General features: G+C 30.9%; 27 protein-coding genes. 19 read left to right on the forward strand and 8 right to left on the reverse strand.

The genetic code is table 11. The annotated features are described in order from the left end of the window. Nucleotides 1-217: 217 nt before the first annotated feature. From cspE to GWJ05_RS12510, 7 genes are all read left to right on the forward strand, one after another. Nucleotides 218-430 (forward strand): transcription antiterminator/RNA stability regulator CspE, encoded by a 213-nt coding sequence (gene cspE / locus GWJ05_RS12490; RefSeq protein WP_004244726.1) that lies wholly within the window; start codon nucleotides 218-220, stop codon nucleotides 428-430. A gap of 7 nt (nucleotides 431-437) precedes the next feature. Further along, nucleotides 438-578: a cold shock small protein YmcF gene (gene ymcF / locus GWJ05_RS18600; protein ID WP_419894627.1), complete on the forward strand. Its 141-nt coding sequence runs from the start codon at nucleotides 438-440 to the stop codon at nucleotides 576-578. A 183-nt stretch (nucleotides 579-761) separates the two neighbouring features. Then, nucleotides 762-1,220: an Hsp20 family protein gene (locus tag GWJ05_RS12495; RefSeq protein ID WP_036937526.1), complete on the forward strand. Its 459-nt coding sequence runs from the start codon at nucleotides 762-764 to the stop codon at nucleotides 1,218-1,220. Nucleotides 1,221-1,483: 263 nt separating this feature from the next. Then, the gene (locus tag GWJ05_RS18445) at nucleotides 1,484-1,639 is read left to right on the forward strand and encodes a hypothetical protein (RefSeq protein ID WP_173807696.1); all 156 of its coding nucleotides are present in this window, start codon (nucleotides 1,484-1,486) and stop codon (nucleotides 1,637-1,639) included. A gap of 112 nt (nucleotides 1,640-1,751) precedes the next feature. Further along, on the forward strand, nucleotides 1,752-2,093 hold the full coding sequence (locus GWJ05_RS12500; RefSeq protein WP_036937525.1) for a hypothetical protein: 342 nt from the start codon (nucleotides 1,752-1,754) through the stop codon (nucleotides 2,091-2,093). A 686-nt stretch (nucleotides 2,094-2,779) separates the two neighbouring features. After that, nucleotides 2,780-3,013 carry an immunity protein Imm33 domain-containing protein gene (locus tag GWJ05_RS12505; RefSeq protein ID WP_082239472.1) on the forward strand — a complete coding sequence of 78 codons (234 nt, stop codon included), beginning with the start codon at nucleotides 2,780-2,782 and terminating at the stop codon, nucleotides 3,011-3,013. Between the two features lie 262 nt (nucleotides 3,014-3,275). Further along, nucleotides 3,276-3,497 (forward strand): YdcH family protein, encoded by a 222-nt coding sequence (locus GWJ05_RS12510; RefSeq protein WP_036937520.1) that lies wholly within the window; start codon nucleotides 3,276-3,278, stop codon nucleotides 3,495-3,497. A 182-nt stretch (nucleotides 3,498-3,679) separates the two neighbouring features. Here GWJ05_RS12510 and GWJ05_RS12515 read toward each other — a convergent pair whose 3' ends face one another. Both GWJ05_RS12515 and yedE read right to left on the reverse strand, forming a co-directional pair. Next, entirely contained in the window at nucleotides 3,680-3,931 is a 252-nt protein-coding gene (locus tag GWJ05_RS12515; RefSeq protein ID WP_052038514.1) for a putative Se/S carrier-like protein, read from the reverse strand. Beyond that, a complete protein-coding gene (yedE, locus tag GWJ05_RS12520) occupies nucleotides 3,921-5,006 on the reverse strand; it encodes a YedE family putative selenium transporter (protein WP_087802557.1) in 1,086 nt (361 codons plus the stop codon). The genes GWJ05_RS12515 and yedE overlap by 11 nt, the downstream gene beginning before the upstream one ends. A gap of 895 nt (nucleotides 5,007-5,901) precedes the next feature. Between yedE and GWJ05_RS12525 the strand changes: the two genes are divergently transcribed. From GWJ05_RS12525 to GWJ05_RS12535, 3 genes are all read left to right on the forward strand, one after another. Further along, nucleotides 5,902-6,180 (forward strand): DUF5339 domain-containing protein, encoded by a 279-nt coding sequence (locus GWJ05_RS12525; RefSeq protein WP_036937512.1) that lies wholly within the window; start codon nucleotides 5,902-5,904, stop codon nucleotides 6,178-6,180. Nucleotides 6,181-6,651: 471 nt separating this feature from the next. After that, the gene (locus tag GWJ05_RS12530) at nucleotides 6,652-7,083 is read left to right on the forward strand and encodes a hypothetical protein (protein ID WP_161681432.1); all 432 of its coding nucleotides are present in this window, start codon (nucleotides 6,652-6,654) and stop codon (nucleotides 7,081-7,083) included. Nucleotides 7,084-7,125: 42 nt separating this feature from the next. Further along, the gene (locus GWJ05_RS12535) at nucleotides 7,126-7,371 is read left to right on the forward strand and encodes a hypothetical protein (protein ID WP_036937506.1); all 246 of its coding nucleotides are present in this window, start codon (nucleotides 7,126-7,128) and stop codon (nucleotides 7,369-7,371) included. Between the two features lie 42 nt (nucleotides 7,372-7,413). Here the strand turns inward: GWJ05_RS12535 and GWJ05_RS12540 are convergent, their stop codons facing one another. After that, on the reverse strand, nucleotides 7,414-7,953 hold the full coding sequence (locus tag GWJ05_RS12540) for an AAA family ATPase (protein WP_036937504.1): 540 nt from the start codon (nucleotides 7,951-7,953) through the stop codon (nucleotides 7,414-7,416). Between the two features lie 480 nt (nucleotides 7,954-8,433). Here GWJ05_RS12540 and GWJ05_RS12545 point away from each other — a divergent pair, with 480 nt between their 5' ends. The 4 genes from GWJ05_RS12545 (at nucleotide 8,434) to GWJ05_RS12560 (ending at nucleotide 11,078) form a co-directional block, all read left to right on the forward strand. After that, entirely contained in the window at nucleotides 8,434-8,631 is a 198-nt protein-coding gene (locus GWJ05_RS12545; protein ID WP_036937502.1) for a ParD-like family protein, read from the forward strand. Nucleotides 8,632-8,643: 12 nt separating this feature from the next. Further along, nucleotides 8,644-9,420, forward strand: a complete 777-nt coding sequence (map, locus tag GWJ05_RS12550) for a type I methionyl aminopeptidase (RefSeq protein WP_036937500.1) — start codon at nucleotides 8,644-8,646, stop codon at nucleotides 9,418-9,420. 271 nt (nucleotides 9,421-9,691) lie between these two features. Then, nucleotides 9,692-10,051: an antiterminator Q family protein gene (locus GWJ05_RS12555; protein ID WP_036937498.1), complete on the forward strand. Its 360-nt coding sequence runs from the start codon at nucleotides 9,692-9,694 to the stop codon at nucleotides 10,049-10,051. A gap of 163 nt (nucleotides 10,052-10,214) precedes the next feature. Then, nucleotides 10,215-11,078 (forward strand): lipase family alpha/beta hydrolase, encoded by an 864-nt coding sequence (locus GWJ05_RS12560; protein WP_036937497.1) that lies wholly within the window; start codon nucleotides 10,215-10,217, stop codon nucleotides 11,076-11,078. 84 nt (nucleotides 11,079-11,162) lie between these two features. On the opposite strand, the gene GWJ05_RS12565 is transcribed toward GWJ05_RS12560, so the two are convergent. Then, nucleotides 11,163-11,597 carry a hypothetical protein gene (locus GWJ05_RS12565; protein ID WP_036937495.1) on the reverse strand — a complete coding sequence of 145 codons (435 nt, stop codon included), beginning with the start codon at nucleotides 11,595-11,597 and terminating at the stop codon, nucleotides 11,163-11,165. A gap of 303 nt (nucleotides 11,598-11,900) precedes the next feature. On the opposite strand from GWJ05_RS12565, the gene GWJ05_RS12570 reads away from it, so the two are divergent. After that, nucleotides 11,901-12,638 (forward strand): phosphatase, encoded by a 738-nt coding sequence (locus GWJ05_RS12570; RefSeq protein WP_036937494.1) that lies wholly within the window; start codon nucleotides 11,901-11,903, stop codon nucleotides 12,636-12,638. Nucleotides 12,639-12,706: 68 nt separating this feature from the next. Here the strand turns inward: GWJ05_RS12570 and GWJ05_RS12575 are convergent, their stop codons facing one another. Next, on the reverse strand, nucleotides 12,707-14,305 hold the full coding sequence (locus tag GWJ05_RS12575) for a methyl-accepting chemotaxis protein (RefSeq protein ID WP_180978767.1): 1,599 nt from the start codon (nucleotides 14,303-14,305) through the stop codon (nucleotides 12,707-12,709). A 749-nt stretch (nucleotides 14,306-15,054) separates the two neighbouring features. Between GWJ05_RS12575 and GWJ05_RS12580 the strand changes: the two genes are divergently transcribed. Further along, a complete protein-coding gene (locus GWJ05_RS12580) occupies nucleotides 15,055-15,840 on the forward strand; it encodes an aminoglycoside nucleotidyltransferase ANT9 (protein WP_036937492.1) in 786 nt (261 codons plus the stop codon). A 10-nt stretch (nucleotides 15,841-15,850) separates the two neighbouring features. Here GWJ05_RS12580 and cyaB read toward each other — a convergent pair whose 3' ends face one another. The 3 genes from cyaB to GWJ05_RS12595 form a co-directional block, all read right to left on the reverse strand. Next, the gene (cyaB, locus tag GWJ05_RS12585) at nucleotides 15,851-16,402 is read right to left on the reverse strand and encodes a class IV adenylate cyclase (protein WP_036937489.1); all 552 of its coding nucleotides are present in this window, start codon (nucleotides 16,400-16,402) and stop codon (nucleotides 15,851-15,853) included. Nucleotides 16,403-16,677: 275 nt separating this feature from the next. After that, nucleotides 16,678-17,058, reverse strand: coding sequence for a DUF2628 domain-containing protein (locus GWJ05_RS12590; RefSeq protein ID WP_036937486.1), 381 nt, complete (start codon nucleotides 17,056-17,058; stop codon nucleotides 16,678-16,680). 308 nt (nucleotides 17,059-17,366) lie between these two features. Next, on the reverse strand, nucleotides 17,367-17,801 hold the full coding sequence (locus tag GWJ05_RS12595; protein WP_036937482.1) for a universal stress protein: 435 nt from the start codon (nucleotides 17,799-17,801) through the stop codon (nucleotides 17,367-17,369). A 667-nt stretch (nucleotides 17,802-18,468) separates the two neighbouring features. On the opposite strand from GWJ05_RS12595, the gene ftnA reads away from it, so the two are divergent. The 3 genes from ftnA to copD all read left to right on the forward strand — a co-directional run bounded on the left by ftnA (nucleotide 18,469) and on the right by copD (nucleotide 20,698). Then, the gene (gene ftnA / locus GWJ05_RS12600) at nucleotides 18,469-18,972 is read left to right on the forward strand and encodes a non-heme ferritin (RefSeq protein ID WP_036937479.1); all 504 of its coding nucleotides are present in this window, start codon (nucleotides 18,469-18,471) and stop codon (nucleotides 18,970-18,972) included. A 437-nt stretch (nucleotides 18,973-19,409) separates the two neighbouring features. After that, a complete protein-coding gene (copC, locus tag GWJ05_RS12605) occupies nucleotides 19,410-19,802 on the forward strand; it encodes a copper homeostasis periplasmic binding protein CopC (protein ID WP_036937475.1) in 393 nt (130 codons plus the stop codon). After that, nucleotides 19,802-20,698: a copper homeostasis membrane protein CopD gene (gene copD / locus GWJ05_RS12610; RefSeq protein WP_161681433.1), complete on the forward strand. Its 897-nt coding sequence runs from the start codon at nucleotides 19,802-19,804 to the stop codon at nucleotides 20,696-20,698. The genes copC and copD overlap by 1 nt, the downstream gene beginning before the upstream one ends. Nucleotides 20,699-20,704: the final 6 nt, after the last annotated feature.

A 20,704-nucleotide genomic window follows, 5' to 3' on the forward strand; every position in this document is an offset into this window, starting at 1 on the left:
AAAATAAAGTTTGCTATCTGAATTTTTCTATGGCTTAATAGCGTCACTGGTTTGGAAGTACAGACCTATTTATGTTAGTAAGTTTAAAGTTGTTCCCGTTTAGCGTTATCCTCGATACCTCTTCATTGTGAATTCCTTCTAATTAATTCCCATAAGTAAAAATACAAAACAAACCGCATATGCCTTATGGCAAATTAAATAAATTAAAGGAAATTCTATGTCTAATACAATGACTGGTACAGTAAAATGGTTCGATGAAGGTAAAGGTTTTGGTTTTATTACTCCAGCTGATGGCAGCAAAGATGTATTCGTACATTTCTCTGCAATCCAAAGTGATAGTTTCAAAACATTAGCGGAAGGCCAACAAGTTTCATTCACCATGGAAAATGGTATGAAAGGCCCAGCAGCAGGCAACGTGGTGGCTCTCTAAAGGCGCTATTACTATTCGCCTCTATTTTAAATGCCCTTGTTGTAGCAGTTCACAATATAGAACATCACAATTTGATGTCACAGTGAACAATCCACACGGCGCAAAATGCATCTTTTGCAAAAGTGTGATGACAGCTCAAATGAGTTGAGCATTAAATAGTTGAATATACAAAACCTCGCTTCGGCGGGGTTTTTTGCTATCTACAATCCCATGTTGGTTAAAGATAAAAAATTTAGATTTTAGGGCTTGAAAAATACTTGCTCGTTCATATTTATATTTTGGGTAAATAAGATACCGCCCATAATTCACTAAATACTGAAGGAGGAGTTATATGCCTAACATTAAACCTTTTTCATTATTCCCAGCATTATCTGACAACCTACTGTCAAACCGCTTTGATCAGATAGATCGCCTGTTTAGTCAGTTAACAGGTAGTAAGCCTATTGCATCACCAATTCAGACCTATAACCTGAAACAGATTGATGATAACCATTATGAACTGACAGTGAGTGTGCCTGGATATCAAGAAGATGACTTATCGGTTTCATTAAAAGGAAGTCGTTTATTGATTGAAGGGAAAAAAGAAGAAAAATCAGAAGAAGACAATGATAAATGGATCCATCGAGGCATATCTCAAGGACAATTTACGTTGCAGTTTGACCTCGGTAAAAATGTTAAAATAGACAAAGCCGATTTATCAAGTGGACTTCTGACCATTGCTATTGAGTATGAATTACCCGAAGAAGAAAAACGGCAAACAATAGCGATAGAAAATAAAGATAAAAGCTAATTGAGTTAGGTAATGTAAATAAGATTAAGGCTACACGTGGTGTGTAGCCTTAATTGTTTTATGGCTTTAGCCTATTTATTCTCGTCTATCATGAATATGTTAATGTTCTTTCTTAAAAATAAACAATGAACGATATCGCAAATATTCTATAGATAGTATGCAGTAAATCATCTTTAAATGATGAATTTGTAAAACCGTGTAAGTCAGACCTTTCTGTTACTTTTTTGTGCCAATATTTTCTCTTTAATAAATGGGGAATTATTATGTCTACAATGAAAACAGAAGTTATTGTTATTCGTTTAACAAAGAAAGAGCGAGCATTATTGGATTCAATAAAAACCGCACCACTACTTGCAGATTGGATGAAAGAACTAGCACTTTCTAAATTAAAAGAGCAAGAATATTTACCTAATAAATAACTATCGATGCCGACAAAAAAGGAGTTTGGTCGGCAAATAATTATTCTATTATTGTACTGTAAATTTAAGTGGCAACAATAATAGGTTTTATATTAAATTCAAGGTAATGGGTATGGATACGAATAATAGTAAATATAAAGTAGTAGGTAAGGGCATATTAATGGCATTTTGGATAGGAGCATTTCTTGTTGCCGGATTACTTATCTACAATGAATTAAGCCCACATTCTAATTCAGGTGGTTGGTCAAGTTTATCTAGAGCTATAACTACAGCTTTTATTATTTTGGGGGCGGGATTTTATTGTTTAATTTGTTTTTTTATTGCCTTAAATGTATGGCTAGATAATCGTAAGAATAAACACGCCAATGTAGTGAGAGTTAAAATAGCATTGATACTGCATGGTTCTGTTTCCATCGTTATAGGATTAATTTTCTTACCATTGTTATTTAGGTGATATTAACTTAAACAGAATAAATTAAGAGAGAAATGAATAAGTAAACTGTCATTGGATTGATAATGTTAATTCATTTTAGTGTAAGGCTAAAGCGGAATATTGATAAAAAGTCTGTCTCATAAGGATTAACCTAGGGAAGATTATCTGATGAAATGGTTAATGAAAAAAAGAAGGCAATTATAAAATCTATAATAAAAAAAGCTAAATAGATTTGAGCTTATCGTAGTGAGAAATCATATCAACTCTTTTTCCATAAAAAAGCCCAATGTGGCGGCATTGGGCTTAGTGACTCGAATAGATGGGTATAAATACTATTGGAGATCGCTATAAATATAGAGAATTTATATTTTATGAGTTAACAATAAGTGCTTTTTTCTCAACAAAAAATGCGTTAGTGCTATTTTTTGTCTAGTTTTAAGGAGAATTGGTGTTTTTTTATTCTTTTTTTATCGATTTATCTATTCTTTACATTTTTGTTGCGTAAATAGATTGGATCTTATGATGTTTGGTAGATACTGGTGAACTCATTATAATCCAGTATGGATAAAGAGCCCTAACTAAACTCATTTTTTAACTTAGTAAATATAATAATAAATAAAAACAGGGTGTTAAATATTGTAGAATAACAAAAAAGTATATGTAAAAAATAGAGTGTCTTACTTGAAGCGCCAGACGATAGGAGGACAATGGCTTTAAATACCTTAAATTTAACTCCTATTTATGGTATTCGTGTAAAAAAATCTAAAGTTGGTGTGATAAGTTGGTTTTTTTATTGTGGCGAATATTGTGAAAAAGTCGATTTTTATCAATCATTGCATACAAAACATTTAAATGCTCTGTTGCCAGAGGTAATGAAATATCCTTATCTTTTTGAAGGATATCACTTTATTATTGATAGAGATGGCTATGAAGATGTTTAGTCAGAATGGGAAAAGTTAATATAAGTATTAATCCTATTTTATTTGTTCTATGGCTGCTAGCTTTATAAAGCTAGATAATTCAATGTATTACATGTAATAATTATAAATAAGTATTTAAGATAAAAATACTTGGTAATTTTTAAATTAGAAATATTAATTGATGTTAGTCTTATTTTTAACATAAAGACAATGACAGGTTAATCAGTTTGAGTAAGACTTAAAAGAGTACTTAATTCACAATTAATAAGGAAGGTAGTTATTTATGTTTCCAGAATATCGTGATTTAATTTCAAAGCTTCGCCAAACAGATCCTCATTTTCGTGCTCTTTTTGAACAACATAATGAACTTGACCATAAAATAGTAAGGTTAGAACATAAGGACAGAAGAGGATATGGTGAAGAAGTTGTAGAGTTAAAAAAACAGAAATTAAGACTAAAAGAAGAAATTCATCAGATCCTTAAAAATCCGCCAGAAGAAGAATAACAGAAAATTATTTTATAAATAGTTAATATATTGAAACCATCTTATGTAAATTCGGATGGTTTCTTATCTTCTAGTTATATCAATAAATATAATCACTTGGTTTATGTGATTATAGAAAGGCCACTCATGTAGCCTTTTTTAGTTTAGGATCTAAAAATAGATTATTTCAATCATATATTACTTCAATTATTATCTTGCCAAAGTACATTAAATCTATCTAAATCTACTTTATAAACAACTCTAATATTATCATTAATATAATATTTATAAGTTTCATTATTAGAAAAATAAACAGACACTGCTAATTCACACTCAGAAGATAATTTTCTTGGTGCATCAATTACGCTTGAGAAAAAATTATCCTTTTGGAGTTGATGGTGAAGTTTTTTGACCGCATATTGTTCATGAAAAAGAAATAAATAATTATGCGTCATTTTTATTAGTCTCATGATGGTTTATTTTATTTGTAGCATAAGTATAAATAACACCGATAATGGATGTAACTAATAGACCAATAATGACAACGAGTTTGCCATTATCTGTAACACCAGCTGGGCTAGAGGCGTAAGAGAAATTATGAGCAAAAGCGGCACCAACTAACATGCCTAGTACACTGATTGCAGCATCGGAATTGCCTTGCCCTGCATTGGCAAGTTGGCGTAATGGACAACCAGTGATAAATACACCACAAAGCCCGACAAGCATCATAGAGAGAAAATTCCATAAACCATCATTATGAGCAATAGGTTGATTTTCAAATCCAAGGTTAAATTTGCCTAAATAGAGATTACCTAAGAGAATAATAAGTGTTAGTGCGACTACGCCAAGGGCCATATTATAGTTACGTGATAAAAAGACATGTTTTGCCATTCCTATGAAACAAAATCGAGTTCGTTGAATAATAAAACCAATAATAAGTCCTGCAATAATAGACATCCATATTGGAGCATGACTTGCGCCAGGGCCTTTTACACTAGCGTTAAAAATACCACTATTCCATAAGAATAAAGCGAATAGAAATATGCATATAATTGGCAAAATAAAGCCTTCTACAGGCGACTGACGATAATTTCTTGGAAGAGAAAATCCTTTTTTTATGAATAGGCTTCCAACACCAATTCCAATGATTAATCCAACTAATCCTATTATTGCGTTTAAATCTCCCGCACCAATACGAAGTACCATTCTTAATGGGCAACCTAAGAAAACTAAGCAACCGGCCATCATTAAAAAGCCCAACATAAAGCGAATGATTGGCGCTGATCCGGCTTTTGATTGAAACTCTTTGAAAAGTAAGGCTGCCACAAATGAACCGAGAATAAAACCGAATATTTCAGGACGAAGATATTGTACGGTTTCAGTATTATGTAATCCCATACTGCCTGCACTGTCACGAATAAAGCAAGCAACACAAACACCCATATTAGGGGGATTCCCATTAACACCTAGAAGTAAAGCGATAGCACCAATAACAATTCCAGATATGACTAAAACCCATTTTATAGACATTAAATGCCTCCGTTGACGGGGGAGCCCCCTGACTAATAGAACCTATTAAGTACGGGCAACTATATATAAGAATGAAGTGTGATTCTTTTATATAGATCACGGCAAAAGTAATAAATTATATTTAAATAAAGCTAAATATTATAGATGTTAATTTAATTGGTAATAAGTTAATGATAAATTAAATAATATATTATATATAATTATTTAATAAATTTTTGATATAGTAAGAAGAATGAAATTATTGAGCTAAAAGATGTTATAAGTTTTGATAGATCCATTGTTTTCTGGTCAGTAATAATATGGTATAAAATTTCTTCTTTATTACTTAAATCATCACTAATAAATTTTCTTCACATCATAATCTTGGGTGAAAAATAAGGCCACCCATTTTTATTTTTTGTGCTATTTTTAACTCTTCAGTTGTATCTTATTATAAAGTTTCACCCTCTAAATTGTTTTTAATAATTCAATTTAAATAAAATTCTATATGCTTACTTTCATTTTCAGATGAAAGATTATTAGGAAAATCACCATAAGTGTGCTAGTTGATGTTATCAATTATCATTTTTATGCTTATATTATTTTGTGAAGATTATTTTATTGTCTCGAGCATTGATGATGAACTATATTAATATTAAATAAGTTATTAATGTATGAGAATATCATGTTAATTTAAAAAAGAATGAATCAATATGTATAACTCACACTGAAAGTCAAAGACTAAATTCAATTATCATATTTTGATTTATTGGTTATTCTCATCATTATTAGATGAGATTTTATTTTTTAATTAAGATAATGCTTATCCCTATTTTATCTTCTTTTGAGATAATGCTGACTTAAGATAAATAATGGAAGTGACTTTCTAACTATTAATAATACTTAAAGGATATTTATGAAAAAACTTATTTTAGCATTGGGTTTATTATCAATCTCTTTTGTTGCGGTTTCTGCTGATTTATCTCAAGCATGCGAAGATTATTTTAAAGAAACTGACTCTTATGTTGAATTAATGGCAAAAAATGACGCAACTAAAGCTCAAGCTGAAGCAATGAAAGCGCAGTATGCTCAAGCTAAGGAACAATTTGCAGCATTACCTAAAGATGTTCAAGAAAGTACTTGTAAACAAGCATTAGATTCTTTAGAGCAAATGAAAAAAATGTCAGCGGGCTAATAAAGTAGGCTGCATGTATAAGCCTTATATTCTCTAATATCTATAAGGCTTTTTTAGTTAAATAATTAAAGACATCTTTATTTTCATTATACCTATTTTTATCACCTTATTTATTTTTAACTTTACTCCTTTTATATTAATTTAAAATTTCTTTTCTAAGAAAGAGTATAAATAATGAATTTTTTAGTCTATATAGCAACAAGCTTAGATGGTTATATTACTCAAAGGTATATATAATTTATATGGATTAAATTAATCCATATAAAAAACAGATGAAATATTAATGCTTGTTAATTTTACTTAGGATATTCCGTTACTCCATTTCCATCTTTATTTATAGTTTTATTATTTGTGAGTTTTTATTTTATAAGACTATTTTTCTTTTTTTATAGAAATAATAAAAATTATTTTGTTGGTAAATATTTTTTATGGAATAATTATTTATTCCTATTTCTTATTGATATTTACATTATGCATTACTCTTTATTTTTATTATTTTCTATATTTATTAGTGTTGGATGTAGCTCAGGTAAAGTAACTCAAACTGCTGTTTCTGGACCGCATATTGATAACCCCAAAGTTGATAGTTCTCATGATGATAATACCCATATTGATAATCATGAGGTTAATAATAATTTAGTCTTTATGTTGGGAAAACCGTCGCGTTTTGAAATAGAGGCACAAGAAGAGAACCGTAAATTTGGACAACTTTTTAAAGCGGGTTTAAATGAGTCAAAAACATCAGTACATAATCAATATGTAAATAATGAAAATTCAACAATAAAGCCGATTCAAAAAATAAGTTTTACCATGCCAGTTCCTGAGCCTATTTGGAATGAAAAAAAACAAACCGTTGAGTTTAAATGGACACAAAGACCACATTATACTTTTGATGCTTATTAATACTTTAATATAGGTTTAAAACTTAATTTATATGGAAAAATTATGCGCATAATCATTACTTTATTATTATCTTTTTTATTATTGGGTTGTACTACTGATAACATTACTTTTAGTGCAGGTGATTCAGGGGAGCATAGAATAGGTAGCCCGGTGTGTTCTACCTTTGTTTGTGGTAAAAACACACGCACACCGGGAGAGCAAAAAGCCATTAATGAGGCAGTTCATGAACAACAGCGGGCTATAATGCGAGGGGAAAAACCAGATTTAAAAATTATGGCTTCTTATTAAGAATTTAATTTATCTATGCCAGTAATATATTACTGGCTGATATTAAATATTATTAATAATAAAATTAGCTCTACTATCAATTGCCACTTTCGGCAGTTCGATTAATTTATAATTATATTTTTTATAAACTTCTAGCATTGCTAAATACGTTTCCTCTGATTCTTTTATCGTTTGTTTTCTTTCTTTATCTTGTGCATAGATTTCAGGCCAAGGTGGAGCAATAAATACATTTGTAGAATAACGAAATAGTATTATTGCATTATTAAGATGTTTTGGGATAGGTAATCCGCATAATAACAAATATCCTGCAATATCAGGAAGGCCCCTATCATAGAAATACGGTGTTTTAATGTCAGTTGCTTTATGCCATGAATACAATTCCCAACTTAGCATTAATTGTGAGAACGCTTCTGGATCTGTCCATGGCAATGCATTACCTTCGATAAGAATTTGATCTTGTATGATAGCTCTTCCTGCCTCTAAAGAACAGGGATAACCTCTATTCTTAAGTTCATTTATTAGCGTTGTTTTCCCAGACCCAGGGCCTCCAGTTAATACAATACGATGTAATTCTTTAGGCATAATAACTCCTAATAAGTTTATATAGTTAATAGAGAAAAATGGGGAAGATGTAGGGGGAATTAACCTTAGAGGTAGTAGAAATAATAATACCTAAAAAATAGAACTAGAAAAAGTGTACTAGCATTAAATGTTAATGAAAATCTTAAGTAAGTTTATTTCGTGGGAATTCTTAAGAATAGGATAATAAATTACATAATTCTTAGAAGAAAAAATCTGGTGAATAAATATTAAGGAATACAAACCTCAGGCGTATAGTGACTATTAGGGAAAAGATCTGGTAAATAACTACATTTTCTTATTGTTTTTTGAACTCCTTCTTTTGATTCAAAAAGAAAAATACCAATTATGCCAATATTTTTCTTATCATCTTATTTGAGCATTTTATGCCCATGACTGCACTAAATAGCAATTGAAAGCATGGATAATTGATTCTATGATAGAACATATATGTTTTATAATGATTTGTATATAAGGATTGGCATGGGGATTGTAAAAATTTCTGATGAATTACATGAGTATTTGAGGAAGGCAAGTAATGTCATGTCTCGCTCAGTTAATGCTCAGGCGGAATTTTGGATAAAAATAGGTATCCAAGCAGAGTTAAATCCAGATAAAACGTTCCCGATGATTATTAATGAAATGCTGGAAAAAGAAGCTATCAAGCAACAAGCAGAATAAGAGGAAACAAAAATGGATAAAATAACAATCAAAACGTCTGATGAAATTGAACTAATGCGTGAATCTGGACGTTTGTTAGCGCAAGTCTTTACGATGCTTGATACCTTTATTGTACCAGGTGTTTCTACACTGGAAATTAATGACAAGGTGGAAGATTTTATTATTAACGAACTTCATTCAAGACCGGCAAGTAAAGGCCAGTATGGTTATGAATATGTGTTAAACACGTCAATTAATGAAGTTGTTTGTCACGGTGTACCCAAATCAGATGAGCGCCTAAAAAGTAAAGATATTATTAATGTTGATATTACATTAGAAAAAAATGGGTTTATTGCCGATTCTAGTAAAATGTATATTATGCCAGAGGCATCTCCTATAGCGCGTAAACTAGCTAAAACAACGTATCAAGCTATGTGGGAAGGGATTAAAGAAGTTAAGCCAGGTGCAACATTAGGTGATATTGGTCATGCTATTCAAAGCTTTGCACAAAGCCATGGATATAGTGTTGTAAGAGAGTATTGTGGGCATGGAATTGGTAGAGAAATGCATGAAGCGCCACAAGTTTTACATTACGGTATTAAAGGACAAGGTGTGGAATTAAAAGAAGGCATGACTTTTACGATTGAACCAATGATTAATCAAGGTGGCGCTAAAATAAAAACTAAAAAGGATGGTTGGACTGTGGTGACGAGAGATAAAAAATTATCAGCTCAGTCAGAACATACAATTTTAGTTACAGCAAATGGGTATGAAGTGCTGACTTTACGTCCTGAAGAATCGTTACCATAATCGCTAATATTTTATTTTTTTGGCTATTTAAAGGGAAAAGCAGAATAATATTCTTTATAATTTAAAGATAATCCTATTTTTAATTTAAATAGCCGTATGATATTTTTTCACATCTTTTGATAGATTCAATATTTAATCTCATATCTTTATTAAACATAGTTGTAAATTAAATTCTTGCTATTATATTTATCATAATGATTTGATGTTAGCTTGTGTTTTTTAATGGTTGCAGGATGCAATTATCATTTTTTGAAAGAATAAGGATGTTGAGATGAAAAATATTTCAAAAATACTTGAAGAGTGGGGAGCGTGGGTTGCTAATGATCCCATTATTTTTTGTTTATTAAATAAAAAGAAAACTATCCCAGAAAAAATAAAACTAAGAAAACAATGTACTCATCATAAAGCAAATATAATAAACGATTTAATGAAAATGTTGATGATATATAATAAAGAGGATTATCAGCTACTTATTAATTATTACGTTTTTGGAAAAACTTTTATAGAGCTTGCGAAATATGAAAAATGTTCAGATACATATATTGGAAAAAAATTGAAAAAAGCAGAAGGTTTGGTTGAAGGGATGTTGATTTTTTATATGAAAATTGAAAATATAAAACGATTAAAATAAGACTTTACGATCGTAAATTATAGTTTATTCTAATAAACACTTATAAAAATAAAGAGTAAAAATATAATTTCATATTGTGAATTTTGTATTCTACTGATTGTTATAAGTATTGCTAACAGGATGTTTAGCAAATAAATTAACTTAAACCCAAGGAGTGGAAAATATGTCAACTACATATCCAATTATTTTAGTTCATGGATTATCTGGTTTTGATGATATCGTCGGTTATCCTTATTTTTATGGCATCGCAGATGCATTAGAAAAAGAAGGGAATAAAGTCTTTACCGCCTCTCTTTCTGCATTTAATTCTAACGAAGTTCGTGGTGAGCAACTTTGGGAATTTGTGCAAAAAATTCTAAAAGAAACAAAAGTGAGAAAAGTCAATTTAATTGGCCATAGCCAAGGGCCATTAGCTTGTCGTTATGTTGCAGCGAAATATGCCAAAAATATCGCCTCTGTGACCTCTGTGAACGGCGTAAACCATGGATCAGAAATTGCTGATTTAGTACGACGTATTATGCGCAAAGACAGTGTGCCAGAATATATTGTAGATGCTGTTATGAAAGCTATTGGTACAATTATTTCTACATTCTCTGGAAATCGTGGCAATCCACAAGATGCTATCGCTGCATTAGAAGCATTAACGACTGAGAATGTAACGGAATTTAATAAAAAATATCCACAAGGGCTACCTGAGCTTCGTGGAGGCGAAGGTAAAGAGGTCGTTAATGGCGTGCATTACTACTCATTTGGCAGTTATATTCAAGGATTGATTGCTGGTGAAAAAAGTAATTTATTGGATCCGACACATGCTGCAATGCGTGTATTAAGTGCTTTTTTCATAGAGCGTCAAAATGATGGTTTAGTTGGTCGAACGAGTATGCGATTAGGTAAATTAGTTAAAGATGATTATGCTGAAGATCACCTAGATATGGTCAATCAAGTTGCTGGGTTAGTGGGGCGTGGTGAAGATATTATTGCGATTTATACTAATCATGCGAAATTCTTAGCAAGTAAAAAATTATAATTTCCAATAACAACGCTTGTGGAATATGAAATAACATAAACTATGGCTCTAATTTTATTAGAGCCATTTTTATTTCTAACATTATTAATTTGTGTTTTTATTAACGCTAATAGAAATATCATAACCTAATAAATAAAGAGCTTGCTCTAAGCTATCTACTTTTGATGATTGATTAATTTCGAGTAAACGCTCTATTTGTGCGCTAGTTAAATTCATTTTTCTTGCAAGATCGGATTTTTTTGTCTTGGTTTCCAACATCGCATTATGCAATGCAATTTTCAAACAGCTGATTACAGGTAAGTAAACAATAAAATCACCAGACTGTGCTTTTGAGGGGGCAGGAATGGGTATTTTACTTGAAATAAATTCCTCAAGGCCGACATGCAAAATATCAGAGGCTTCCAGTTCAATATCATCTTCCGTATAAGCAACAGCATGTATATTATCAAAATCACGGTAAGTAATTTCGTAGGTTTCACTTTCGTCATCATAATGAGCGACTGCGGGATAGCTGAACATAATTTACCTTTGTGAAGTTAAAATGAAAAAGCATTATACAATGTATTTTCAAAATTATTGTGTATAGTATTAAAGTGAAATATTAATTATCTAATTGATATTAAATAACATGTTAGAGATTAAAAACAGACTTATCAAAGTTTATCTTCATTTCTTGCTTGTGTAAGATAAACGTAAAAATAGCACCTTATGAGCTATCTCACATTTTTATTATTTTAGTCTATTGATTTTGGGTAGATCCTATTTTTTAAGAAGACCCCTCTTATAAATGATCTTAGGGTATTTTTTAGGAAGGAATTATTTATGTATCCCGTTGATTTACATGCTCATACTATTGCTAGTACACACGCTTACAGTACGGTGAGTGAATATTTTCAGCAAGCAAAAAAGCAGGGAATTAAATTATTTGCAATAACGGATCATGGTCCTGATATGGACGATGCTCCCCATGAATGGCATTTTTCTAACTTACCAGTGATCCCTCGAATGATTGATGGTGTGGGTATTCTTTATGGTATAGAAGCAAATATTAAAAATATTAAAGGTGAAACAGATTGCAGTGAGAAAATGAGTAAGAAATTAGATATTGTGCTTGCTGGTTTTCACGAGCCGGTGATGGGTTCATTAGGTATTGTGGATAATACAAAGGCTTTGATCGCGACAATAACAAGTGGTGCTGTTCAAATGATAACTCACCCAGGAAACCCGAAATATCCAATTGATTTTGCTGAAGTTGCAAAAGTAGCAGCTGCTTGTCATGTTGCTTTAGAAATGAATAATTCATCATTTATTCATTCTAGGGTAGGAAGTGAGAAAAACTGCATAGAAATAGCTAAAGAAGTTCGTGATGCCGGTGGATTGATTGCTCTAGGATCTGATTCTCATATTGCTTCTTCATTAGGGAAATTTGACAGAGTATTAGAAGTATTAACTCAAATAGATTTTCCTGAAGAACGTATATTAAACATAACCCCAAGAAGAGTGCTGGATTTTTTAAAATCACATGGCAAGAAAGAAATTCCTGAATTTAGTCATTTTTAATGCCTTTATTTATATTAGCAATAGAAAGCTATCTTAGGATAACTTTCTATTGAATAAGCTACGTTTTTTTATTGATGAAAAACGGTTAACGCTTGTTTTAATTGATCTGATTGTGTCTGTAAGGAATCTAATGAACTTACTAACTCCCTTGTCATTGTGGCGTTAGCTTGTGTTGTTTGGTCTAATTGATTGATCGCATCTTCAATTTGAGCAATACCATTACTTTGTTCATTGGTTGAAATAGAAATATCGTGGATCATTTCATTGATATTTTCGGTATGTTTAGAAATATCCACCATATTATCGTTTGCGTCAGCCGCCAATTGAAAACACTGATTTATCTTTTTACTTGAATTAGCAACAAGCACTTTTATCTCTTTTGATGCTAAATTACAGCTAATAGATAATTCGCGAACCTCTTTTGCAACCACTGCAAAACCTTTTCCATGCTCACCTACTCTTGCAGCTTCTACAGCAGCATTTAACGCTAATAAATTAGTTTGAAAGGCAATGTTGTCAATTGTTGATGTAATATCATTAATTTGCTCAGAGAATGTGACAACTTCATGCATATTTTCAACCACATTAGCCAGCATCTCATTACTTTGATGGATCATAGAATCTGCTTTTGTCACAAGCTCACATGATGCTTGGGTATTTTCTGCATGCTGTTTTGACGTCACACTTAACTGTCTTATTCCTGCTGACGTTTCAAGTACTGCGGCTGATTGTTGTTCAACACGAATAGCAAGATTATTGTTCATAACAGAAATATCATTTAATTCAGAATTGATAAGGCCAGAACTGTGATTAATATCATTAACTATCTGTTTTATTTGATCTCGCATTTTTTCAATATTTACAGTGAGAATATTTATTTCAAACAAACCTTTTGTCGTGATCTTGGTTGCTAACTCACCATTACTGATATCTTCAATATTCTTCACAATAGCATTTAAAGGTGAAATAAAATTTTTTCGTAATACGAATTGCACTAAAAAAGAGAAGATCACAATAAGAATTGTGATGACAATTAAGCTATAAATAATTTTATCGTACAGCAATTCACCTTCATTCAATGATGCAGTGTAATGGCTTTGTAGTTGTTGATGATAGTTGGTGTATGCTTTTTCAAAATTATCTTGGTAAGTTTGTGTAGGTTGATTTAAATATTCATATGTTTTTCCTTGTTCTAAAAAGGCTAAAAATTCAATGAGTGCAGCATTAAGCTCAATATATTTTTGTTCTAATTGTTGAATATCGCTTTCATTATTAATGTTATGGGGGGCATTTTTGAAACTTTTCCATGAATTTTCAACATGTTGTAGTTTTTCTTTGGTTTGTTGTAATAAAGATGAAATATCAGTATTTGCAGTAGCCATTTTATTAATAATCAATAAATGGCGGGAGCTTGCTCTATTTAAAGTATTGCGTGTTTGTAGAAGATTTTCCCAAGTGTTATTTAATAGTGATTGTTCGCTATAGATATTGTTCAGTGTGTTTAAATTTCTTCTGTAATCATTTACTGACGAAAGAAATAAAACACAGGCTAAACCAAGAAGTAAAATTAAGGATCCTGTAATAAGCCAAACTAGGGTGGTTGTTTTTAAACTCGACATATTAAAAGAGACGTTTGGCAAATAACGTTGTTTGAAGTTCTTAAACATGAATAGTTATTTCCTTTTTGATAAAAATATAACTGTACAATTTATTGATTTTTAAGTTTTATTTTTACTTCCTGTAATTGGTATCGACAAAGAATGGCTAAGAATGAGTGAAAATAAGTATTTAGAACACTCTTTGATTTAATGCCATATATCCTTTTGATTTTTTCAAATACTAAAGAAGAGTATCGGCATTTTATAAATATTCTTTATGGTTATTTATTACCCTTATTGATAAATTTTTCAAATGGGTTAATGGGGCTTATAACATGTTGATTTTTATTAAATTTAATTTAATGGTTGGAAATTTAAAAAAGCATAAGGAGGCTGTAAAAAGTCTTTTTTAATTAATTATTGATAACTTGTTGATTTGTTATTAATTTAATGTGATTTAAATATTTGTAATTTAAACAATTAGGTTTTAATTATGTCAGTATTTCTATTAATAAAATAAAAAATACTATAAATAGAAGGTATGCGTCTTCCATTTATATTGAGTGTTATTTTACCAATAACATTAATGATATATAAAAATTTGAATTAAGTGATGCTAACTTATTTCTTAAAGTTAAATACCTGAAAAATAGTAGATAATTCGTACAAAAATATTATAAAAATGGAGTTAACGTTATCTTTTGATTAAAGATGTTATTTATATATACTGTACTTTTGGGGTTAGATAAGGTTATTCATAACTCATAATTATTAATGTATATCTTTTCTGCATAAGATAGTTGAGAGGACAGTTCTCTGTGGATGCACCATTTCAAATTCAACAGGTTGTTAATGTATTAAAAAAAATTCTTAGAACTAAATTGAATACAATTTATTTGCATGGTTCATCTGTTTCTGGAGGACTTAGGCCAAACAGTGATATTGACCTTCTTGTGATCATTAAATCCCCTTTGACTAAAGAAGAAAAAAATTTACTGAACACCGATCTATTATCTATTTCAGGACACTATCCTTATGATAAGTTTGGGCGTAAGCCTTTAGAGATCGTGATGTTTGTTAGCCATCTATTACATAACTTACAATATCCTGCTAGGTGTGAGTTTATTTATGGAGAGTGGTTACGAGATACATTGGAACAAGGACTGAGTGATAATAGCTCAGAGGATCCTGAATATACATTGATGTTGGCACAAGCTCAGAAAGAGGTAAAACTTCTTTGGGGGGAGTATGTTATATTACCTAAAATTAATAACCAGCAAATAAGAAAAGCACTATTAGATTCTCTGCCTAATATAATTTCTTCTATTGAAGGTGATGAGCGCAATGTTCTTTTAACGCTTGCAAGAATGTGGTTTACGATGAGTACGGGGCAGTTTATATCAAAGGATACTGCAGCGGATTGGGCGATCAATAGAATGCCTAATAAATTTATTGAAGTGATGACAGTTGCAAGAGACGCTTATTTGTATGGAAATAATGTTGAATGGACAAAATATAAGGAGTTATTACCATTAATTATTGAATATTTTTCCATTCAAATTAAAAATGTATATTTAATAAAAAATGATCTGGTTACAGATTGAATAAACTTGTTTACGATTTGAGATAATTTAGCATAAGTGTTTTATAGTTATTTTTTTCAAGATTTTTTTCTGTAAATCCAAACTGTGTTGCTAAATTTTGTAATTGTGTCGCGTATAAAGGAAGTTTATTTTTATCGTCTGTCATAATAGCAAACTCCGCAAATGACCCTATATTATCTAATTTATCAATAGTGATATGAAACTCACCTAAAAAATAGATTTCTCTTGATTTTGTATAATTGAGAAGGCAGTGATAGCCAAGAGTGGTGAACATGGAGACCGTTTTCTCTGCATTTTCTATACGTACAGCTTCACATTGTGATAAATCAGGGCCTTTAACGATAAGAAGATTTATGCCTGAAGGCAACATTTTTCTCACACACAAACTTATGCTTGAGGCCGGGAACTTGGTGTGAGTATGTTCCATATACCAATCTGTTTCTTGATTATTAGGTGTAAATAATGTTGCACCCGCTTTTTTTAATGCTGTAATAAACTCTTCGGGATGTTGAAGATGATATTTTAGTTCTACTTCAAACTTACCTTGAAAGTGTTCTGACATAATTTTTTCCTAATTTTAGTTAACATATTATAGCATTGATTTGAATTTTCTTTGATTAGAAAAATGAATTTTTCATGTGATTTCAATATCTATAATATCAAGGATATTAATATTAAAGCATTAGTGCCATTTATATAAATCATATTAGTCGAGTTAAAATAGAATCTTTATGAAAGAAAAGAAGGTAATAGAGGGTTGTCCGTCAAGAAAGAAATAGAGGAGGGATAAAACCTCACAGAGAGGGGTATCCCTGTGAGATTATTATAGAAATATTATTATAGGATACCTTCAAAAGGGTTCCAGCTTTGGTCATTCTTGGTTTCTTTCAAATAGTACGCGTAGTTAGCCGTTATTGCCCATAAAATATTAATAGCAATACCGACAGCATTGATTACACCATTATTTACAGGTAAGAAGCCGATAATAGTAAAAACAGCAATATTAATAGCAAATAATGTTAATGCCTTACGCCATAAACCTAAAATAAGAAAATAAATAAAACCAAAGAAAAAGGCCCAGATATTCATTCCAATAAGAATACGTTTACCAAAGGAAAGTTCTTTATAAGCGACTTTAAATTCAGGTGTTTTAGGTGAACCATATTTATCAAAAAATGAAAAACGTTCTTGCCATTTTTCAGAATACTCTTTATTCATGTTAATTCCTTTTACCTGTATTGATTACATTTAGTCTTATAGAAAAAATGTATCTTTACATAAATTCACAAGATGAACAATATAAAATTTTTAAGAAATTATAGACATTTATATAATAACCATTAATGCAAGATGTTTTTTATTTTTTAATAATAATCTTATTGTTTAAGAATATATTGTTAATAACCGGTCTTGAAAATATAAATGATAAAATAAAATATTAACTTGAGTTTGCTTGACGGAAGAAAGAATAAGAAATCTGGTTGATGGCTTGTACCAGATTTCTTATGAAGGAATAAAGTAAGCAACTAACGCACAACTAGCACTGATGATTCAGCGTAGCTAACGACAGAAGATGCCGTAGAGCCGAGAAGATACGTTTTCATGCCAGGGTTACGAGAACCAATAACAATGAGTTCTGCTTGAATTTTTTTCGCCGTCTCTAAAATTTTATCGCGAGGATTCCCAATGGAAATATAAAACTGAGAGGTACTGTTAGGAATGTCGATATGCGATAAATTTTCTTTTAATGTAGATAATGCAATTTCAATACGTTGTTTATCACTTGCGAGTCGGTCTTGCCCTGCAAATGCGAATCCAACAAAAGACTCATAACTTGGGATCACGGATAAAAAATGAATATTGAGTTTATCGGCGACAGACAATGCTTTTAGATGAGAAACAACCTTGTCCAATAAACCAAGCTCTGTAAAATCAACGGGTACTAACACTGTTTTTGTCATAGTGGCTCCTAATTAACCTTTATTATGATTAGGGCTTTAATACTAATTACTTGTACATACACATGTGAGTTACCTACTAATCTTATCAGTCAAAAGCAAAAACTGTACAAAAATTAGAAATATTTTTATTTTTTGAGAGTTATGTATTTTTTTACATGGAAAAATGTAGCAATTTAAGTGAATAATTGTGTAATAGAGTCAAATAGAAATAGTTATTAAAAAGTAGGTTGGTTACTAGGTAAGAAAATGTTTTGCTATCTAACCAAAATGAGCGTGCATGCAAATTGAAATGCTATTATATAAATAAACTAAACTCTTAAAAAATAATATTTAATATAACTGTTTAAGTTTTTACTTTATAAAATTTAAAAATATCCATAATATAAAAAGTACATATTAGTTATTGGGAGTAAAGATAATATCTATTTATTGCAATATGTTATGGGGTTTTTGGGAATTTGTCTGATGGTTTTATCTTAATGATAACAAGTAGCATTTAGCTTTTAATAAAATAATAAAATTATATTACAAATGAGATTGGTTTTTATTTTTATTACGAACTAATTGATTGAAAAAAATAAAAAAACTCTATTTAAATAACTATATTTTTATTTTTAAGTGTGCATAATATCTGTAATGTTAATTTTCATCGTAAGGAACGTAAAATATGTTACATCAAGATATGATCAATAAATTGAATGAACAGCTAAATTTAGAGTTTTATTCAGCAAATCTTTATTTGCAAATGAGTGCTTGGTGCGACGATAAAGGATTTGATGGTGCAGCTAAATTTTTAAAAGCCCATTCTCGTGAAGAAATGGAACATATGCATCGCCTATTTGATTATTTGAGTGATACAGGGGCGATGCCTTTACTCGGTGCGATTGAAGCACCACCTTCAGAATTCTCATCACTCGCTGAGTTGTTTGAGAAAACTTACGAGCATGAAAAACAGATTACAGCTGAAATTAATAAATTAGCTCATGTTGCAATGACCACTCAGGATTATTCAACGTTTAATTTTTTACAATGGTATGTTGCTGAGCAACATGAAGAAGAGAAATTATTTAAATCAATTTTGGATAAATTGGCGATGGTTGGTGATAGCGGTAAGGCTTTATTCTTATTAGATAAAGATCTGAACACATTATCAACATCTGCACATGTTTAATAATTAGCAAAGCACTACGTTAAGATAGGCTTAAGTTAATAAAATACATAAATATAATGATAACGCTCTGCTGGAAATAAACAGTAGGGCGTTTTTTATTACTCAGCATTAGTTCACAGCCTTATTTCTTTCTCTATTAATTGTATGTTTTTTATCCTGGATATATCTTTTGGATGTTATTTAAACAGGATGTTTATTTTACATTTAACTTAATTTGGTTATGTATTGAACTGTTTAGACTGTCAATGTGGGTATTATATTTTTTTGAAGTGTAAAAATGAGTGATATTTGAAACAGAATCTGCGCTAAATAACATATATTTTGAGTGCTAGTTCACAACCTTTTATTTCTAATAGGAAGAAGCGGAGATCTTGACGTGAATTTGCTATAAAATATTTTCATAAATAAAAAAATCACCTGTAATTTAAGAGGTTATTATGTCATTAAATACACTTAAGACATCTTGGGGTAAATTATCTGCTATTGCGGTTTTATTCCTAGGTATGTCGTATCAACAAGCATTAGCACACGCGCAACTAAAATCTCAGTTACCAGCTGAAGGTGCGGCTATTGAGCAGTCTCAAGCACCTAAAGTTATCACATTAGATTTTTCTGAAGGTATTGAACTTGCATTTAGTAAAATCAAAGTGACGAATACCGACGGCAAAGAGATTACTGTAGGGAAATTGAGCTTAGATCCTGTAAACAATACTAAATTATTACTACCGTTAGAAAGTGATTTAGCTGAAGGTAATTATTTAGTTGATTGGAATGTGGTTTCTGTTGATGGGCACAAGACAAAAGGTTCTTATCAATTTAGTGTAAAATAATGACACCTGAAGACGTTTATATTTTATGCCGTTTCTTTCATTTTGTGGCAGTCATGTTTATGTTTGGACTGAGCTTCTCGGCTGCCATTCTGGCAAAAGATAAGTTTATTCCTCTCATTCAAGTTCGTTTGCGCCCAGCATTAGCCATCAGCACTATTACGGTCTTTATTACGACTTATTTATGGATGGCTTTACAATCTGGTATTATGGGGGACGGATGGGAGGATGCTTGGTCACTGGAAATATGGAAAGCGGTATTAGGTACTTCATTTGGTCAGATTTGGCAATGGCAATTGGTATTAGCAACTTTTGCTTTAGCTGTATTATTTATACACCAACGTTATATTCGTAATTTCTCTTTATTAATTGTTGCTTCAATTATGTTGATCTTACATGCCTCTATTGGTCATGGTGCTATGTTTACAGGTTCAGATGCAACTTTTTATAAGATTAATCAAAGTATTCATCTCATCAGTGCCGCATATTGGTTTGGCGGTTTATGGCCATTTGTTGCTTGCTTACAATTTCTACGTAATAAAGATGAGCTTGCAGAAGGGATGATCAAGCCTATCATTGGCACAATGAAGCGGTTTTCACTATTTGGTCATATTGCTGTTTTATTAGTTACCATCACTGGTATTATTAGTGCGGTTATGCTAATTCCGGGCTGGCCTACAATTCACCAATTATCAGAATATCAAAGCATGTTATGGCTTAAAATTAGCTTAGTTATGTTAATGCTAAGCCTAGCGGTAATTAATCGTTATGTTTTGGTGCCTCGTATTCGTAAGAAAAATAACTTTCAATGGTTGTTAATTAATAGCTGGTTTGAATTATTACTTGGAACTATGGTTATTTTTACTGTTGCTATCTTTGCGATTAACTCACCAGTATAGATTGTT

Source organism: Proteus sp. G2626 (assembly GCF_009915985.1).
Lineage (GTDB): Bacteria > Pseudomonadota > Gammaproteobacteria > Enterobacterales > Enterobacteriaceae > Proteus > Proteus vulgaris.

What these genes read in the sequence shown, in the direction of transcription:
- cspE (WP_004244726.1), top strand. Translation starts at nt 218, where the DNA reads ATGTCTAATACAATGACTGGTACAGTAAAATGGTTCGATGAAGGTAAA.
- GWJ05_RS12495 (WP_036937526.1), top strand. Translation starts at nt 762, where the DNA reads ATGCCTAACATTAAACCTTTTTCATTATTCCCAGCATTATCTGACAAC.
- GWJ05_RS18445 (WP_173807696.1), top strand. Translation starts at nt 1,484, where the DNA reads ATGTCTACAATGAAAACAGAAGTTATTGTTATTCGTTTAACAAAGAAA.
- GWJ05_RS12500 (WP_036937525.1), top strand. Translation starts at nt 1,752, where the DNA reads ATGGATACGAATAATAGTAAATATAAAGTAGTAGGTAAGGGCATATTA.
- GWJ05_RS12505 (WP_082239472.1), top strand. Translation starts at nt 2,780, where the DNA reads ATGGCTTTAAATACCTTAAATTTAACTCCTATTTATGGTATTCGTGTA.
- GWJ05_RS12510 (WP_036937520.1), top strand. Translation starts at nt 3,276, where the DNA reads ATGTTTCCAGAATATCGTGATTTAATTTCAAAGCTTCGCCAAACAGAT.
- GWJ05_RS12515 (WP_052038514.1), bottom strand. Translation starts at nt 3,931, where the DNA reads ATGACGCATAATTATTTATTTCTTTTTCATGAACAATATGCGGTCAAA.
- yedE (WP_087802557.1), bottom strand. Translation starts at nt 5,006, where the DNA reads ATGTCTATAAAATGGGTTTTAGTCATATCTGGAATTGTTATTGGTGCT.
- GWJ05_RS12525 (WP_036937512.1), top strand. Translation starts at nt 5,902, where the DNA reads ATGAAAAAACTTATTTTAGCATTGGGTTTATTATCAATCTCTTTTGTT.
- GWJ05_RS12530 (WP_161681432.1), top strand. Translation starts at nt 6,652, where the DNA reads ATGCATTACTCTTTATTTTTATTATTTTCTATATTTATTAGTGTTGGA.
- GWJ05_RS12535 (WP_036937506.1), top strand. Translation starts at nt 7,126, where the DNA reads ATGCGCATAATCATTACTTTATTATTATCTTTTTTATTATTGGGTTGT.
- GWJ05_RS12540 (WP_036937504.1), bottom strand. Translation starts at nt 7,953, where the DNA reads ATGCCTAAAGAATTACATCGTATTGTATTAACTGGAGGCCCTGGGTCT.
- GWJ05_RS12545 (WP_036937502.1), top strand. Translation starts at nt 8,434, where the DNA reads ATGGGGATTGTAAAAATTTCTGATGAATTACATGAGTATTTGAGGAAG.
- map (WP_036937500.1), top strand. Translation starts at nt 8,644, where the DNA reads ATGGATAAAATAACAATCAAAACGTCTGATGAAATTGAACTAATGCGT.
- GWJ05_RS12555 (WP_036937498.1), top strand. Translation starts at nt 9,692, where the DNA reads ATGAAAAATATTTCAAAAATACTTGAAGAGTGGGGAGCGTGGGTTGCT.
- GWJ05_RS12560 (WP_036937497.1), top strand. Translation starts at nt 10,215, where the DNA reads ATGTCAACTACATATCCAATTATTTTAGTTCATGGATTATCTGGTTTT.
- GWJ05_RS12565 (WP_036937495.1), bottom strand. Translation starts at nt 11,597, where the DNA reads ATGTTCAGCTATCCCGCAGTCGCTCATTATGATGACGAAAGTGAAACC.
- GWJ05_RS12570 (WP_036937494.1), top strand. Translation starts at nt 11,901, where the DNA reads ATGTATCCCGTTGATTTACATGCTCATACTATTGCTAGTACACACGCT.
- GWJ05_RS12575 (WP_180978767.1), bottom strand. Translation starts at nt 14,305, where the DNA reads ATGTTTAAGAACTTCAAACAACGTTATTTGCCAAACGTCTCTTTTAAT.
- cyaB (WP_036937489.1), bottom strand. Translation starts at nt 16,402, where the DNA reads ATGTCAGAACACTTTCAAGGTAAGTTTGAAGTAGAACTAAAATATCAT.
- GWJ05_RS12590 (WP_036937486.1), bottom strand. Translation starts at nt 17,058, where the DNA reads ATGAATAAAGAGTATTCTGAAAAATGGCAAGAACGTTTTTCATTTTTT.
- GWJ05_RS12595 (WP_036937482.1), bottom strand. Translation starts at nt 17,801, where the DNA reads ATGACAAAAACAGTGTTAGTACCCGTTGATTTTACAGAGCTTGGTTTA.
- ftnA (WP_036937479.1), top strand. Translation starts at nt 18,469, where the DNA reads ATGTTACATCAAGATATGATCAATAAATTGAATGAACAGCTAAATTTA.
- copC (WP_036937475.1), top strand. Translation starts at nt 19,410, where the DNA reads ATGTCATTAAATACACTTAAGACATCTTGGGGTAAATTATCTGCTATT.
- copD (WP_161681433.1), top strand. Translation starts at nt 19,802, where the DNA reads ATGACACCTGAAGACGTTTATATTTTATGCCGTTTCTTTCATTTTGTG.